Source organism: Arthrobacter sp. LAR12-1-1.1 (assembly GCF_040676555.1).
GTDB lineage: Bacteria > Actinomycetota > Actinomycetes > Actinomycetales > Micrococcaceae > Arthrobacter.
Genome location: NZ_JBEGIG010000023.1, coordinates 1 through 13,985, shown reverse-complemented (window position 1 = coordinate 13,985; position 13,985 = coordinate 1). Strand labels below are relative to the sequence as shown.

Below are 13,985 nucleotides of genomic sequence, written 5' to 3'. Positions count from 1 at the left end.
CGGCCGACTAGCCGGGCGCCCGGTTTCGTGGCGTATAGTGGACGGGAATTGCCGCGGCAGCGCGGTGGGCGGATCGCGCCCGGCTGCCGAGAAAAACGACCCCCCGGAACGCTGCTGATGCCTGATTTACACTCAGATCTTCCACCGATGGCCCCTCCCCCTACTCTGCCCCGGCAACGGCTCCGGTACGTGCGGATCCTTGACGTTGCCGCGGGGTTTGCCCGCAAGGGCCTGGAATCCGTGGTCCTTTCCGAGGTGGCCGCCAAAGCGGACGTGCCGCTGGGGACGCTGTACCGCTATTTCCCGTCCTCCACCCAGCTGGTCCTGGCGCTATACCGCAAACAATTGGGCGAACTGCTCGCGGCGAGTTCGCCGGAGGCGGGAAAAGTGGCGGCCCAAGCCCTCGCCGGAGTGGTGATGGAGATCTTCCATATGCGCCTGATGCAGCCCGCCGTGGAGCAGGCGCTTAACCGCGCGGTCTACGTCAAGGACACCGACACCACGCGGCTGCTCCGTGAGATCGATGCGACAGCCGAGAAGGCAGTGACGGCAGCGTGCGGCGACGCCGCAGTGGCCCGGGTGCTGCTGCTGACGGTTACGGGACTGGTCCAGGCCGTCCGCTGCCGCCGGCTGTCCCTCTTCGAAGCGGAGGGGGACCTGAAGAAGGCCTGCTCGCTTCTGCAGCGAACCCCGCAAGCCGCGTAACCGGTCTAGACCATTGACCCGAAAAAGTCCCTCTTGCGCGTGATGTGGGTCACTTAAAGCTGTGGGGAAACGTTTCATCACGGCGCATCACGTCTGCCGCGCGGCGTAACCGGCACGATGCCTTGTTTACGATTGCTGGACCGGATTCGGCTGACGCCAGCAAATCGGGGGGCTCCACCGGCGACCGCCACCTCTGGTCGCCGCCGCCCCAGCCAGACCAACTTGAGCACCCCTGCTTGAGCTTCCATGAGCCGTGCGCCCACGGTGAGTCCCAGGAGACAACGACGTGTCCACTGAAACGATCATTCCCGCCGATTCCACTTCCCCGGCTGAGGCAGTAGCCGTGCTCAGCGACGAGGAAATCTTCGCATCCCACGAGGGCGGCAAGCTTTCGATTTCCAGCACCGTCCCGCTCGCCAGCAAGCGCGATCTCTCCATTGCCTACACGCCCGGCGTCGCCCAGGTCAGCCGCGCCATCCACGCCAACCCGGAGCTCGCCAAGACGCTCACGTGGGCCCAGCGCCTTGTGGTGGTGGTCAGCGACGGCACGGCCGTGCTGGGTCTGGGCAACATCGGCGCCAGCGCCTCGCTGCCCGTGATGGAGGGCAAGTCCGCGCTCTTCAAGGCCTTCGGAGAACTCGACTCCATCCCGCTGGTCCTCAACACCACCGACGTCGATGAAATCATCGAGACACTTGTCCGGCTCCGCCCCAGCTTCGGCGCCGTCAACCTCGAGGACATCGCCGCGCCCCGCTGCTTCGAACTCGAGGAAAAACTCATCGAGGCACTGGACTGCCCGGTCATGCACGATGACCAGCACGGCACCGCCGTCGTGGTCCTCGCCGCCCTGACCAATGCCGCCAAGGTGACAGGTAGGACGCTCGACAGCCTGCGCGTGGTGGTCTCCGGTGCCGGGGCGGCCGGGATCGCCGTCGCCGAAATCCTGCTGACGGCCGGGATCGGCGACGTCGTCCTCCTGGACTCCCGCGGCACGATCAGCAAGGACCGCGCGGACATCGCCGCCGATCCGGCAAGCAAGAAGGCCCAGCTCGCAGCCCGCAGCAACCCGCGCGGAGTGGTCGGCGGTCCGGGTGAGGCGCTGCTCGGGGCCGACGTGTTCGTCGGTGTCTCCTCCGCAAAGCTGGACGAAGAGCACTTGAAGCTGATGAACCACAGCTCGATCGTGTTCGCCCTGTCCAACCCGGACCCGGAGGTCCTGCCGGAGGTCGCGAGCAAGTACGCGGCTGTGGTCGCCACCGGGCGCAGCGACTTCCCGAACCAGATCAACAACGTCCTGGCGTTCCCCGGCATTTTCCGCGGCGCCCTCGACGCCGGCGCCCGCCGGATCACGCCGGCCATGAAGCTCGCCGCGGCCCGGGCCATCGCAGAACTGGCCGAGGACGACCTTTCCGCGGACTACATCGTGCCCAGCCCGCTGGATCCGCGCGTGGCCCCCGCCGTCTCCGCTGCAGTCGCCGCGGCGGTCGAAGCCGAGTAGATCCGCACACTGCGGCCCACACGGTGACGGCGGCGCTGCCCTTGGTGGAGCGCCGCCGTTGGCGAACCTGGTGGGTCCGTTCCCCGCCTAGACTGGGCAAATGAACCCCGAGACTCTGGTGACTGTGCTCTGCGGCCTCGCCATCCTGGTGGGCGTGGCCGGGACCATCATTCCCGTCCTGCCCGGCAGCATCCTGATCGGGGCGAGCCTGCTGGCCTGGGCACTGTGGGGCGGCGCCGGAACCACCGGCTGGGTGGTCTTTGGGATCGGACTGGTGTTCGTCCTGGCCGGCATGGCCGCCAGCGCCGTCCTGACCGGCCGGAAGCTAAAAGAGCACAGCATCCCCAGCCGTTCCGTGGTGGTGGGCCTGGTGCTGGGCGTGGCCGGCATGTTCATCATCCCCGTGGTGGGGCTCTTCGTGGGCTTCGCCGCCGGACTCCTGCTCAGCGAGCTGCAGCGCACCCGCGTGTTCGGCACGGCGGTGGCCTCGAGCTGGGCCGCGCTGAAGGCCACGGGCTTTGGCATGATCGTGGAATTCGGCCTCGCGTGCCTCGCCGCGAGCACTTGGGTGATCGGCCTCTGGGTGGCTGCGGCCGCCTAGCAGCGGCCCGCCGGAGCCTACTACCATGGGGGCATGAGCGCCAGACCTGGCGAATCCGCCCCCCGCATTCCCGACGGCCGCATTCCCATCGGCCAAATTCCCGACCACCAGCGGAGGCCGTACACGGACACCCGCGACCTGACGCCCTTCCGCAAGGCAGTGGTCCGGACGCCCGTCCGCGGCCTGGCCGGCAACGTGGGCTCAGTGGTGACCGGACTCATGGCGGGCCGGGCCCCAGGGACGCTGGCCGCCGAGGGTGGGGTGCCCCGCCTGGGCAGGGTGGGAGGCCGGGCGTCCGCCAAGAGACTGAAAGCCGTGCACTCCGCCGTCTTCGGCAGCACCGATCCGGACCGCCTGATCACCCTGGCCCGCGCCTACCCCGGCTGGGCCGGAGTCTGTTACCTCATGGCCGGGCTGCTGGCGTACTCCCACGGCGGGCATCTGCGCGCGTCCGAGCTGCTGCAGCATGGCCTGAGCCTGCGGAACGACGAGGACGCCAACCGCTATGCCGCCGCGTACCTGGCCGGCGTCGTCACGAGGGTGGAGGTGGCGGAGCGGATCGAGGTTCCGGTGCTCTTCAGCGAGGAGGCCGTGTTCCTGGCCCTGTCACATTCACTGCGCGAGACCGGCCAGGCGGAGGCGGCGCTTGCGGCACTTGCCGGCCTGCCGCCGTCGCTGCCGCTGGCCCTGGCCCGCTGTTCTCTTGAGGCTGAGCTGGGACGCGACGTTGACGTAGTGGCGGAGACCGAGGGGCTGCTGAACGCGGACGATCTGGCCGCCGCGCTGCTGCTGGTCCGCGCGCGTTCCCTGCGCAGGCTCGGAGCCTACACCGCTTCCCGTTCAGCCCTGCAGGAAGTCCTGCGGCGCAGGAAGACAGACTTCACCCTCCGCAGTGACGCGCTGACGGACACTGCCCTGCTCCTCCTGGACGCGGGCCGCAAAACCCTCGGGTCCCGGGAATGGCAGCGCCACAAACCGGCTCAGCTGGAGGCCGTGAAGGCCATCCGCAAGGACGCGGAAATGCACGAACTCTGGGACCGCGAATACGGTCGCACTGACGACCACTGACAATGTTCCGCGCCCGATCGTGGCCAAATACACGTATCGACTACTCTTGCGGGCCCCTTTGGCGGGGAGTACAACCGAGGCATGAGAGATGCGGTGGAGCGCTGGATGCAGCACTACATCACGGCGTGGACGACGAACGATCCCGAGGACATCCGGGCCCTGTTCACCGAGGATGCCGTCTATGCAACCAGCCCCCAGGAAGCCGAACCGTGGCGGGGCCGGGACGATATTGTCGAGCACTGGCTTGCCGGGCGCGATGAGCCGGATGACTGGACGTTTGAGTGGAAGCTGCTGGGGGTCGACGGCGGCCGGGCGTTCGTGCAGGGCCTGACAACCTACCGGGGCAACAGCCGAAGCTACGACAACCTGTGGGTCATCCAGTTGACCGCGGACGGCCGCGCGTCGTCCTTCACCGAGTGGTACATGCAGCGCAAGTAGCCGGGATTCCTGCCGTCACGCTCGGTTCATGGCTGCGCTGACGGCGGGCACGATCTGTTCGCCGAGCAGCAGGGCGCCCAGGATCAGCATGATGATTCCGCTGGCCAGCGTCACCTGGCGTGCTGCGCCCGGCCTGGCCTGCAGCAATTTCCGCGCCAGGAGTGCCACGCAGCTGTAGATGACGCCCACGAGCAGGACGAAAGTCAGCCCGAGAAGCCCCGACTGGACCGGAACCGGCAACGCGGCGTCAGGGCTGACGAACTGCGGCACCAAGGCCACGAAGAACAACAGGCCCTTGGGATTGATCCCGCTGATGCCCATGCCCTGGAGGAAGATCCGGAACTGGCTCGCCGGCGCGGCCGCACCGGAGGCAGCCGTGCCGGTGCTGAAGCTGGCGCCACGCCAGGACCGTAGGGTGCTGAAGCCCAGCCAGAGCAGGTAGAGGGCGCCCGCGGCCGTCAGCCAGCCGAGCACGCCGGGCATCCCGGCCAGCAATGCCGCCAGTCCCAGCACCAGGAGCGCCGTGTGGACAGCGTAGCCGCCGCAGAGCCCGGCGACGGCGGGTGCGAAGCTGCGCTGCCTGAGCCCGGCCGCGATCGAATAGGCCCAGTCGACGCCGGGGGTGCATGCCAGTGCGACGGCGACAACCAGGAAGGCGAGGAAAAGCTGGGGGTTCATGGCGGGCTCCAGGGGTGCGGCACCTCGTAGCGGGTACAAGGAAAACTCTAGGCAATTTTGGCCCGGAAGTGTTCGCGTATTTACTGAAGAATCGCGGCTTTTGGGTAAGATAATTGCGTGATCGACAACATTGACAGAAGTATTTTGCGTTACCTCCGATCGGATGGCCGAATGACTGCTACGGCCCTGGCGGCCAAGGTCGGGCTGACCGTGGCGCCGTGCCATCGCCGGCTGCGGGATCTGGAGGCCGCCGGGATCATCCGGGGCTACCGGGCGGACATTGATCCGGCCGCCGTGGGGCTCGGCTTCGAGGCGATCGTGTTCGTGACCCTGCGGCAGGTGGACCGTTCCACGATGGAGATCTTCGAGAACCGGGTGGCCGACAATCCCAACATCGTGGAGGCCCAGCGGCTCTTCGGATCACCGGACTACCTGCTCAAGGTCATAGCGGAGGACCTCCCTTCTTACCAGCGTTTCTACGACAGCGAACTGACCTCACTGCCCGGCGTCGAACGCCTGACGTCAACGCTGGTCATGAAGAACCTGAAGGCCAACGCCGGGCCGCCGGTCTAAACCAAGACTGGTAGGCCGGGGGTGCCGGACCCGACGAGGCGTTCAGGCGCCGAGTAGTCCCGTGGTCCGGTAGGGAATAACCTCGCGCAGGAACATGCTCGTTGAGGTCCGGACGATCCCGGGGCACAGCCGGATTTCCTCGGACACGCGGTAGAGATCGTCCGGGCTCTTGGCCACCACCCGGATCAGGAGATCGGTGTCGCCGGCCGGGGCGTGGCATTCGAGCACTTCCGGGATATTGCGCAGGGCAGCGATCGCCTCGTTGAGGTGGCTCTGATCCAGTTCCGCGCTCACCGCGGCCGCCACGCCCCTGCCCAGGGCGGACGGCAGCACCCGGCTGCTGTTCGGACGGAGCGCGCCCGACGCCGACATCCGCTCCAGGCGGGACTGGACCGTTCCGCGGGCCAAGCCCAGCTTCTGCGCCAGCACCATGACCGGCACGCGGGGATCGTCGTCCAGCGCGGCGAGGATCCGCCGGTCCGTCGCGTCGAGTTCTTGCAAAATGACCACTTCCTGTTCACTGTCCCGGGCGTAGTTGATCAGATTGGCTACTCCAGCGCCGGTCCGTTGCACCAACTGTAGGGCTTCTGCTCAAATGGTGACAACAAAGGGAACGAGACCACCGCCACGATCCCGAAGGCTACGGACACCCCGGCACACCACCCGGACCCTGGATGAGGCTCCCGCAAGGAACCCGCCGCTGACTGACTCTTGTTCACGCATCGTCACTCCGCACAACGCGCCACCACGCGGCAAGAGCCCCTGAGCCACCGACGTCGGATTTCCCGAAGTCATCGGTAGCTGAGGGGCTCTTGTGCTGTTCCGCATAGGCTTGTCCCATGACCTCAGCTGGCCGCTTCGCCCCCAGTCCCTCCGGCGAACTGCACGTGGGCAACCTCCGGACGGCCATCCTGGCGTGGCTCTTCGCCCGGTCCTCGGGGCGGCGGTTCCTGATGCGCGTGGAGGACCTGGACCGTGCCCGGGCCGGCGCCGAGGCCGAGCAGCTCCGCGACCTTGCGGCGGTCGGCGTGAGCTGGGACGGCGGCGTTGTGCGCCAGACGGACCGCGAGCACCTGTATGCCGAGGCGATCGCGCAGCTGACGGCGGCCGGTCTGACCTACGAGTGCTTTTGCACCCGCCGCGAAATCCAGGAAGCACCGTCCGCGCCGCACGCTCCGCTGGGCGCCTACCCGGGGACGTGCCGGAACCTCACCGGCGCCGAACGGGAGGCCAAACGGGCCGCCCGGCCGCCGGCTGTCCGGCTCCGTTCCGCCGTCGCTGAGGTGACTGTGCGGGACATGCTCCACGGCAATTACACGGGGGTGGTTGACGATTTCGTGCTCCGGCGTAACGACGGCGTGACCGCCTACAACCTGGCCGTGGTGGTGGACGATGCCGCCCAGGGCATCGACCAGGTGGTCCGCGGCGACGATCTGCTGCCGTCCACGCCGCGGCAGGCGTATTTGGCGTCGCTTTTGAATATGCCTGTTCCGGAATATGCGCACGTGCCGCTGGTACTGAACGCCGACGGCGCCCGGCTGGCCAAGCGCGACGGCGCCGTCACCCTCGCCGACCTCGCGCTGGCCGGCGTGACCGCGGACCAGGTCCGGGACACGCTGCTGGCATCCGTCGGCCTCCCGCCCGGCCCACTGGAACATGCGCTGGCCGTCTTCGACCCGGCCGCCCTGCCACGCGAACCCTGGGTGTGGCCCGGCATGCCGGGAGCGCATCCGGGAACACGTCCGGGAACCGGCATCGGGGCCCGGACGGACAGCCGCGGCGCGTAGGCTGGATTCATGACCGAGCCCGCACACCCCCAGCCCCGCTTCACTGTCGAGACAGCCAAGGTCCTGGCCGAGGTGGCCCACAACCGGCAGAAGGACAAGCTCAAGCGGCCCTATCGGGATCATGTGCTCGCCGTCGGGGATGCCCTGGCGGACTTCGACGACGACATCCGGATCGCCGGTTACCTCCACGACATCGCCGAGGACACCCCTGTGACACGGCAGGCACTGCTGGACATGGGTGTCTCCGAGCGCGCCGTGGACATCATCGAACGGGTCACGAAGCGCCTGCATGAGAACCCGGACGACTACCAGGCCGGCATCCGGTACATCGCCGAGGACCACGACGCCACGCTGGTGAAGATTGCCGACAACGCGCACAATTCGCTGCCCGAACGGGTCAAGGCGCTGGCCGAAAAGTGGCCGGACAAGCCCCCGGTCACCCGCTACGACGACGCCCGGCCGGTGCTCTACGCCGCCGTCCCTGTCGAGGAAACCCGGAAAATCCTGGCCCGAATCAATCCGTGGCTGCTGAAGGAACTCGACGACATGCTCGACGAGGCGGACGACACCGACTACGAAAACCTCTCCTACGACGGCCCGGCAGCAGTCACAGGCGAGGCCGGGCACACGGGCGCGGCCGGCTAGCGGATGCCGTCCCAGAGGGCGCGTTCCCAGGACCGGGGGTCATTCACCACGCCCTGAGCAACGTCGAAACGCATAGTGACCCTGCTGGCGGGTTCGTATTCCGGCCAACCGGGGTCGCCGGTGGTGGCGAAGGACACCCAGGCGGCGTGCATGGCATCGGCCAGTTCCTGCGGGGGATTCTCGCCCAGGAGCGGCCCGAACAGCCGGGCGTGTGTGTCCAGGGTGTCAAAAACAAACGGCACCTCCACGGCATGGACCGCGCCGAGGCCCGGCGCGGCCCAGGCGAACTCGTACATGTAAGTTCCCGCGCCGGCGCGCGCCGCGTTCGCGTGAGCCTCGGCCAGGCGGATCGCCGGGATCCGTACCCACCAGTCAGTCTGCACCGCGGCCAGAAGTTCGCCGGGGGCGGCGCCGGGGTAATGGGCGCGATACGCCTCAAGCGCAGCCTGGACCGGGAGACCGTAGGCGGCGGGCGGGGGGAACCCTTCAATGTTGTCCGCTCCGCCCAGGCTCTCTTCCGTAACCCTGGCGAGCACGCCGGTGATGGCCAGGAAGAGTTTCCAGTCCTCGGTGTTCGTTCCTACGATTATGCCGACGTGCGCGCCGGCCCCGGCAGCGATCCGGTCGATCGGACGGCGCGGAATGACGTCTCCGTCGATCACCGGCTGCCACGGCATCAGGCTTGCCACCACGTCGTGGCCCCAATGCTCGGGGTCCGGGTGCGCCAGCAGTTCAGCCTTGAGCTCCCTCTGCGCCGTCAGGAGCCGTTTGACTGGGACGGCGGCAATGGCCTCGCGGGTCTGCGGAACCCCGAGTTTCTCGGCGAGGGACCGTCCGATCCGTTCGGCGGCCGGGGAGGGGAGCACATGGTGGGCTGCCCCGCTCTGCAGGATGGCCCGCTGGAACAGGCCCTCGGCCCGGGGAATGGAGAGAAGGACGCCGATGCTCATCGCTCCTGCCGACTCGCCAAAGACAGTTACGTTTCCGGGGTCGCCGCCGAAGTCCGCGATGTTGTCCCGAACCCACTCAAGGGCCGCAATCTGATCGAGCAGGCCCACGTTGGCGTGCCCATCGTCGAGGTAAAGGAACCCGTCGGCGCCCACGCGCCAGTTGATCACGACGCACACGACTCCGTCGCGGGCGAAGTTCCGGCCGTCATAGGCCGCCGTTGATCCGAATTCGAACGCGCCGCCCTGGATCCAAACCATCACGGGCAGCCCGGCCGCGCCGGCACTGGCAGTCCAGATGTTCAGGTTCAGGCAGTCGCCTCCGCTGAGGCCGGTGTCCCAGTCGAAACCCGCGCTGACGGGCGGAGCAACCTGGGGAGGCGAATCCCCGTAGCCCGTGGCGTCCCGGACGCCGGTCCACGGCTCCACCGGCTGCGGCGGGAGGAGCCTGTTCGCCCCGGTCGGCGGTGCCGCGAAGGGGACGCCCAGGAAGGTGCGGACGCCGTCGGCCTCCGCACCGCGCAGCGTGCCGTGCACGGTTTTGACGACAGCGTCCATGGCCATAACCGCCACTCTGGCAGGTCCCGGTTGCTCCGGAAAAGGGCCGAAGGTCACCGCCTGGACAGCTGTGGCCCGGCCTGGAGCACGGGGCGCCGGGCCCGCCAGACAAGCCCGATGTACGCCAGATCAAAGACGCTGCACAACAGGCCGAGGCCCAGGATCAGCGCCGAGTTCCCCAGCCAGCCGAACGCCACCGTGGGAGCCAGCGTGCCGATCCACTTGGCCACTGCGATCAGCAGGGTCTGCCCCCGGGTGCCGCCGCGGGCGGCGAACATCGCGATGAACAGCCCGGACATCAGCAGGTTCTGCAGGAAGGCCGCATAGCGGGCCGCGTGGTCCCAGCCGAACTCGGCGACGAACAGCAGCTGCACGGCGAAGGACGTGACGCCCAGCAGGAGCGCCCAACCGATGAAGAGCCGCCGGGTCACCCAAGCCGGAAGCTCGGAGCGGCCGAACTTCAGGAAGGTGTACACAATCACGACGTCGGCGAGTCCCCACGCGATGTTGAAGACACCCTGCGCGGTAATTCCGGTCGCGATGGAGCGGGCGGCGTAAATGGCCTCCCAAGAGAAATTCAGCGCCAGCGCGGCGGCCGGGATCGCGTAGCTCCTGTCCCTGAAGCCGATCCGGATGGCATCGACGTAGACCACGGTCCAGGCCAGGCCGCTCACAATCGTCAGAAACAGAATCACGGTCCCCTCCTCTGATGCATGGGCGCCAACGCGTGCCGACACAGCGAGCTTATCGATGGCCGGCAGATGCCGCTCAGCGGAGGGCCAAGGAGCAGCTGACAGCCCCCGCTGCAGCGTGGCCGCAACCTATGAAGTTCTAGGATTGCGGCCAGGACGAAGACGTCTGTTTTCCATGAGGAGTAACCATGACTGTTTATGTCCAGCCAGGCCAAGAAGGATCCAAGGTCCAGTTCAAGGACCGCTACGAGAACTGGATCGGCGGCGAATGGGTGGTTCCTACCACCGGCCAGTACATCGAGAACGTCTCCCCGGTGAACGGCAAGCAATTCACTGAGGTTGCCCGAGGCGCAGCCGCGGACGTTGAGTTGGCGCTTGATGCCGCCCATAGAGCCGCTCCGTCGTGGGGCAAGGCCTCGGCTACCGAGCGCGCGGCCGTCCTGAACAAGATCGCCGACCGCATCGATGCGAACACCGAGATGCTCGCCGTCGCCGAATCCTGGGATAACGGCAAGCCGATCCGCGAAACCCTCAACGCGGACATCCCGCTCGCGGCGGATCACTTCCGCTACTTCGCCTCCGCCATCCGGGCCCAGGAGGGCAGACTGTCCCAGCTCGACGACGACACCACCGCCTACCACTTCCACGAGCCGCTCGGCGTCGTGGGCCAGATCATTCCCTGGAACTTCCCCATTCTCATGGCGGTCTGGAAAATGGCTCCGGCCCTCGCCGCGGGCAACGCCGTCGTCCTCAAGCCCGCGTCCAACACCCCGGCCTCCATCCTGGTGCTGGCCGAACTCATCGCGGACCTGCTGCCCGCCGGCCTGCTGAACATCGTCAACGGCTTCGGCTCGGAGGTCGGCAAGCCGCTGGCCTCCAGCCCGCGTATCCGCAAGATCGCCTTCACCGGCGAAACCTCCACCGGACGACTGATCAGCCAGTACGCCAGCGCAAACCTGATCCCGGTCACCCTCGAGCTCGGCGGCAAGAGCCCCAACATCTTCTTCAACGACGTCGCCGACACCAACGATGCCTTCTACGACAAGGCATTGGAGGGCTTCACTCTGTATGCCTTCAACCAGGGCGAAGTCTGCAGCAGCCCATCACGCGCCCTCGTCCAGGACGGCATTTACGATTCCTTCATGGCCGACGCCGTGGCCCGGACGCAGCAGATCATCCAGGGCAACCCGCTGGACACCACAACCCAGATCGGGGCTCAGGCGTCCGTAGGCCAGATGGAGAAGATCCTCTCCTACATCGACATCGGGCTCCAGGAAGGCGCCAACATCCTCGCCGGCGGGAACCAGACTGAGCTCGACGGAGACTTGGCCGGTGGCTTCTACGTGCAGCCGACCATCTTCGAGGGCAACAACAAGATGCGGATCTTCCAGGAGGAAATCTTCGGTCCTGTCGTCTCAGTGGCGCGGTTCAGCGACTACAACGACGCCATCAGCATCGCCAACGACACCCTGTACGGCCTCGGTGCCGGCGTCTGGTCCCGCAACGGCAACGTCGCCTACCGCGCCGGGCGGGAAATCCAGGCCGGCCGCGTGTGGGTCAACAACTACCACGCCTACCCGGCCGGGGCCGCGTTCGGCGGGTACAAGTCCTCCGGCATCGGACGGGAAAACCACTCGATGATGCTGGACCACTACCAGCAGACCAAGAACCTGCTGGTCAGCCACTCAGAAAACAAGCTCGGCTTCTTCTAAAGCCGATCAAGGGCCCGCCGCCACAGCGGCGGGTCCTTGACGCACCCTTTCAACGACGGCACCACGAAGGACCCACAAATGACGAGAATGTTGATTATTGGCCCGCCCGGATCCGGCAAAGGCACCCAGGCGCAACGGATTTCCGAGCGCCTCGACGTCGTTGCGATCTCCACCGGCGACATCTTCCGAGCCAACGTCAAAGGCGGAACACCGCTGGGGCTGGAAGCAAAGAAGTACATCGACAACGGCGACTTCGTCCCGGACAGCGTGACCAACAAGATGGTGCGGGACAGACTGCTGCAGGAAGACGCCACGTCAGGCTTCCTCCTGGACGGCTACCCGCGCACCACGTGCCAGGTTGACGAGCTGGACGACATTCTGGCGTCCGGCGACCAGGTTCTTGACGTCGTCTTGCAGTTGACTGCCGACGACGAGGAACTGGTCTCCCGCCTCCTGCACCGTGCCAAGGAAACCGGGCGGAGCGACGACAACGAGGCCGTGATCCGCCACCGGCTGGACCTGTACCACGGGCAGACGGAAGCTGTGGTGGCGAAGTATGCCGAGCGCGGCATACTGGCCAAGGTTGACGGCATGGGCGGGATCGACGACGTCACGGACGGGGTGATGCGCAGCCTGGAACATCCCGTCAAAGCCTCCGCCGCAAGCGGACGCTAGCACGTACGACGACGAAGGCGCCGCCCACCAAAAGTGGGCGGCGCCTTCGTCGGGCGTGCGCGGCGTTGCGCGCTTATTTCTTCAGGGATTGGGCGATCTGGGCCATGACTGTGTTGTCCGCCAGGGTGGTCGCGTCGCCGACCTCGCGGCCTTCCGCGACGTCTTTGAGCAGGCGGCGCATGATCTTCCCGGACCGGGTCTTGGGCAGTTCGGGAACCACGAGGATGGTCTTGGGCTTGGCGATCGGACCGATTTCCTTGCCCACATGGTTGCGGAGTTCCTGGACGGTGTCGTCGCCGGAGTCCACGGCGTCGCCGCGAAGGATCACGAAGGCGACGACGGCCTGGCCGGTGGTCTCGTCCGCGGCTCCGACGACGGCGGCTTCCGCCACCGCGGGGTGGGACACCAGGGCGGACTCGATTTCGGCGGTGGAGAGCCGGTGGCCGGAAATGTTCATCACGTCATCGACCCGGCCCAGCAGCCAGAGGTCGCCGTCCTCGTCCTTCTTGGCGCCGTCGCCGGCGAAGTACATGGTCTCGAAGCGGGACCAGTACGTGTCCTTGAACCGCTCCGGGTCGCCCCAGATCCCGCGCAGCATGGCCGGCCACGGTTCGCGGATCACCAGGAAGCCGCCGTGGCCGTTGGGCACCGATTCGCCGAGCTCGTCCACGACGTCCACGGCGATGCCGGGCAGCGGGACTTGGGCCGAGCCGGGCTTGGTGGCCGTGACGCCGGGCAGCGGGGCGATCATTTGTGCCCCGGTCTCGGTCTGCCACCAGGTGTCCACGATCGGTGCGGGGTTCGCCTTCCGTTCGCCGTTCTTGCCGGCGTTGGCGCCGATGACCTCGCGGTACCACATCCAGGCTTCCGGGTTGATGGGTTCCCCGACGGAGCCGAGGACGCGGATCGAGGAGAGGTCGGACCGGGCCGGGATGTCCTTGCCCCACTTCATGAACGTGCGGATCGCGGTGGGGGCGGTGTAGAGGATGGAGACCTTGTACTTCTCCACGATCTCCCACCAGCGGCCCTGGTGCGGGGAGTCCGGCGTGCCTTCGTACATGACCTGCGTGGCGCCGTTGATGAGCGGGGCATAGGCGACGTAGGAGTGCCCGGTGATCCAGCCGACGTCGGCGGTGCACCAGTAGACGTCGGTCTCCGGGTGGAGGTCGAAGACCGCCTTGTGCGTGTAGGCGGTCTGGGTGAGGTAGCCGCCGGTGGTGTGCAGGATGCCCTTGGGCTTTCCCGTGGTGCCGGAGGTGTAGAGGATAAAGAGCGGGTGTTCGGCGTCGTGCCCGACGGCGGTGTGCTCGGCCGACGCGGCGCCGACGGTGTCCGCCCACCAGTGGTCCCGGCCCTCGTGCCAGTCCACGTCCTGGCCGTTGCGCCTGACCACAACGACGTTCCGCAC

The 13,985-nt window shown here is 67.2% G+C and carries 15 protein-coding genes; 10 read left to right on the top strand and 5 right to left on the bottom strand.

The window, feature by feature from the left end; all coding sequences use genetic code 11:
* The first annotated feature begins 117 nt into the window (after positions 1 to 117).
* The 5 genes from MRBLAR12_RS12960 to MRBLAR12_RS12940 all read left to right on the top strand — a co-directional run bounded on the left by MRBLAR12_RS12960 (position 118) and on the right by MRBLAR12_RS12940 (position 4,310).
* A complete protein-coding gene (locus MRBLAR12_RS12960; RefSeq protein WP_229991978.1) occupies positions 118 to 705 on the top strand; it encodes a TetR/AcrR family transcriptional regulator in 588 nt (195 codons plus the stop codon).
* A gap of 304 nt (positions 706 to 1,009) precedes the next feature.
* On the top strand, positions 1,010 to 2,203 hold the full coding sequence (locus MRBLAR12_RS12955) for an NAD(P)-dependent malic enzyme (protein WP_414645519.1): 1,194 nt from the start codon (positions 1,010 to 1,012) through the stop codon (positions 2,201 to 2,203).
* 100 nt (positions 2,204 to 2,303) lie between these two features.
* Complete coding sequence (locus MRBLAR12_RS12950; RefSeq protein ID WP_229991980.1) at positions 2,304 to 2,804, top strand: DUF456 domain-containing protein; 501 nt, start codon at positions 2,304 to 2,306, stop codon at positions 2,802 to 2,804.
* Positions 2,805 to 2,837: 33 nt separating this feature from the next.
* Complete coding sequence (locus MRBLAR12_RS12945; protein ID WP_364746524.1) at positions 2,838 to 3,872, top strand: hypothetical protein; 1,035 nt, start codon at positions 2,838 to 2,840, stop codon at positions 3,870 to 3,872.
* An 81-nt stretch (positions 3,873 to 3,953) separates the two neighbouring features.
* Entirely contained in the window at positions 3,954 to 4,310 is a 357-nt protein-coding gene (locus tag MRBLAR12_RS12940; RefSeq protein WP_229991982.1) for a nuclear transport factor 2 family protein, read from the top strand.
* A 15-nt stretch (positions 4,311 to 4,325) separates the two neighbouring features.
* Here MRBLAR12_RS12940 and MRBLAR12_RS12935 read toward each other — a convergent pair whose 3' ends face one another.
* Entirely contained in the window at positions 4,326 to 4,988 is a 663-nt protein-coding gene (locus MRBLAR12_RS12935; protein WP_229991983.1) for a LysE family translocator, read from the bottom strand.
* Between the two features lie 117 nt (positions 4,989 to 5,105).
* Between MRBLAR12_RS12935 and MRBLAR12_RS12930 the strand changes: the two genes are divergently transcribed.
* On the top strand, positions 5,106 to 5,561 hold the full coding sequence (locus MRBLAR12_RS12930; protein ID WP_364746522.1) for an Lrp/AsnC family transcriptional regulator: 456 nt from the start codon (positions 5,106 to 5,108) through the stop codon (positions 5,559 to 5,561).
* Positions 5,562 to 5,603: 42 nt separating this feature from the next.
* On the opposite strand, the gene MRBLAR12_RS12925 is transcribed toward MRBLAR12_RS12930, so the two are convergent.
* Complete coding sequence (locus MRBLAR12_RS12925; protein WP_026266767.1) at positions 5,604 to 6,062, bottom strand: Lrp/AsnC family transcriptional regulator; 459 nt, start codon at positions 6,060 to 6,062, stop codon at positions 5,604 to 5,606.
* 338 nt (positions 6,063 to 6,400) lie between these two features.
* Between MRBLAR12_RS12925 and gluQRS the strand changes: the two genes are divergently transcribed.
* Positions 6,401 to 7,348, top strand: coding sequence for a tRNA glutamyl-Q(34) synthetase GluQRS (gluQRS, locus tag MRBLAR12_RS12920; RefSeq protein ID WP_229991985.1), 948 nt, complete (start codon positions 6,401 to 6,403; stop codon positions 7,346 to 7,348).
* A 9-nt stretch (positions 7,349 to 7,357) separates the two neighbouring features.
* Positions 7,358 to 7,993, top strand: a complete 636-nt coding sequence (locus MRBLAR12_RS12915; protein ID WP_229991986.1) for an HD domain-containing protein — start codon at positions 7,358 to 7,360, stop codon at positions 7,991 to 7,993.
* Here the strand turns inward: MRBLAR12_RS12915 and MRBLAR12_RS12910 are convergent.
* Positions 7,990 to 9,504, bottom strand: coding sequence for a carboxylesterase/lipase family protein (locus MRBLAR12_RS12910; RefSeq protein ID WP_364746519.1), 1,515 nt, complete (start codon positions 9,502 to 9,504; stop codon positions 7,990 to 7,992). The two genes, MRBLAR12_RS12915 and MRBLAR12_RS12910, sit on opposite strands and share 4 nt — an antisense overlap.
* Positions 9,505 to 9,551: 47 nt before the next feature.
* Positions 9,552 to 10,193 (bottom strand): hypothetical protein, encoded by a 642-nt coding sequence (locus tag MRBLAR12_RS12905; protein ID WP_229991988.1) that lies wholly within the window; start codon positions 10,191 to 10,193, stop codon positions 9,552 to 9,554.
* Positions 10,194 to 10,378: 185 nt separating this feature from the next.
* On the opposite strand from MRBLAR12_RS12905, the gene MRBLAR12_RS12900 reads away from it, so the two are divergent.
* Positions 10,379 to 11,902 (top strand): aldehyde dehydrogenase family protein, encoded by a 1,524-nt coding sequence (locus MRBLAR12_RS12900; protein WP_229991989.1) that lies wholly within the window; start codon positions 10,379 to 10,381, stop codon positions 11,900 to 11,902.
* A gap of 87 nt (positions 11,903 to 11,989) precedes the next feature.
* Positions 11,990 to 12,577 carry an adenylate kinase gene (locus MRBLAR12_RS12895; protein WP_229991993.1) on the top strand — a complete coding sequence of 196 codons (588 nt, stop codon included), beginning with the start codon at positions 11,990 to 11,992 and terminating at the stop codon, positions 12,575 to 12,577.
* Between the two features lie 73 nt (positions 12,578 to 12,650).
* On the opposite strand, the gene MRBLAR12_RS12890 is transcribed toward MRBLAR12_RS12895, so the two are convergent.
* A partial coding sequence (locus tag MRBLAR12_RS12890; RefSeq protein ID WP_364746517.1) for an acetate--CoA ligase occupies positions 12,651 to 13,985 on the bottom strand: 1,335 nt, incomplete at its 5' end.

Bases quoted from the DNA above. Each gene is read 5' to 3' on its own strand.
- MRBLAR12_RS12960 (WP_229991978.1), top strand. From the start codon at position 118: ATGCCTGATTTACACTCAGATCTTCCACCGATGGCCCCTCCCCCTACT.
- MRBLAR12_RS12950 (WP_229991980.1), top strand. From the start codon at position 2,304: ATGAACCCCGAGACTCTGGTGACTGTGCTCTGCGGCCTCGCCATCCTG.
- MRBLAR12_RS12945 (WP_364746524.1), top strand. From the start codon at position 2,838: ATGAGCGCCAGACCTGGCGAATCCGCCCCCCGCATTCCCGACGGCCGC.
- MRBLAR12_RS12940 (WP_229991982.1), top strand. From the start codon at position 3,954: ATGAGAGATGCGGTGGAGCGCTGGATGCAGCACTACATCACGGCGTGG.
- MRBLAR12_RS12935 (WP_229991983.1), bottom strand. From the start codon at position 4,988: ATGAACCCCCAGCTTTTCCTCGCCTTCCTGGTTGTCGCCGTCGCACTG.
- gluQRS (WP_229991985.1), top strand. From the start codon at position 6,401: ATGACCTCAGCTGGCCGCTTCGCCCCCAGTCCCTCCGGCGAACTGCAC.
- MRBLAR12_RS12915 (WP_229991986.1), top strand. From the start codon at position 7,358: ATGACCGAGCCCGCACACCCCCAGCCCCGCTTCACTGTCGAGACAGCC.
- MRBLAR12_RS12910 (WP_364746519.1), bottom strand. From the start codon at position 9,504: ATGGCCATGGACGCTGTCGTCAAAACCGTGCACGGCACGCTGCGCGGT.
- MRBLAR12_RS12900 (WP_229991989.1), top strand. From the start codon at position 10,379: ATGACTGTTTATGTCCAGCCAGGCCAAGAAGGATCCAAGGTCCAGTTC.
- MRBLAR12_RS12895 (WP_229991993.1), top strand. From the start codon at position 11,990: ATGTTGATTATTGGCCCGCCCGGATCCGGCAAAGGCACCCAGGCGCAA.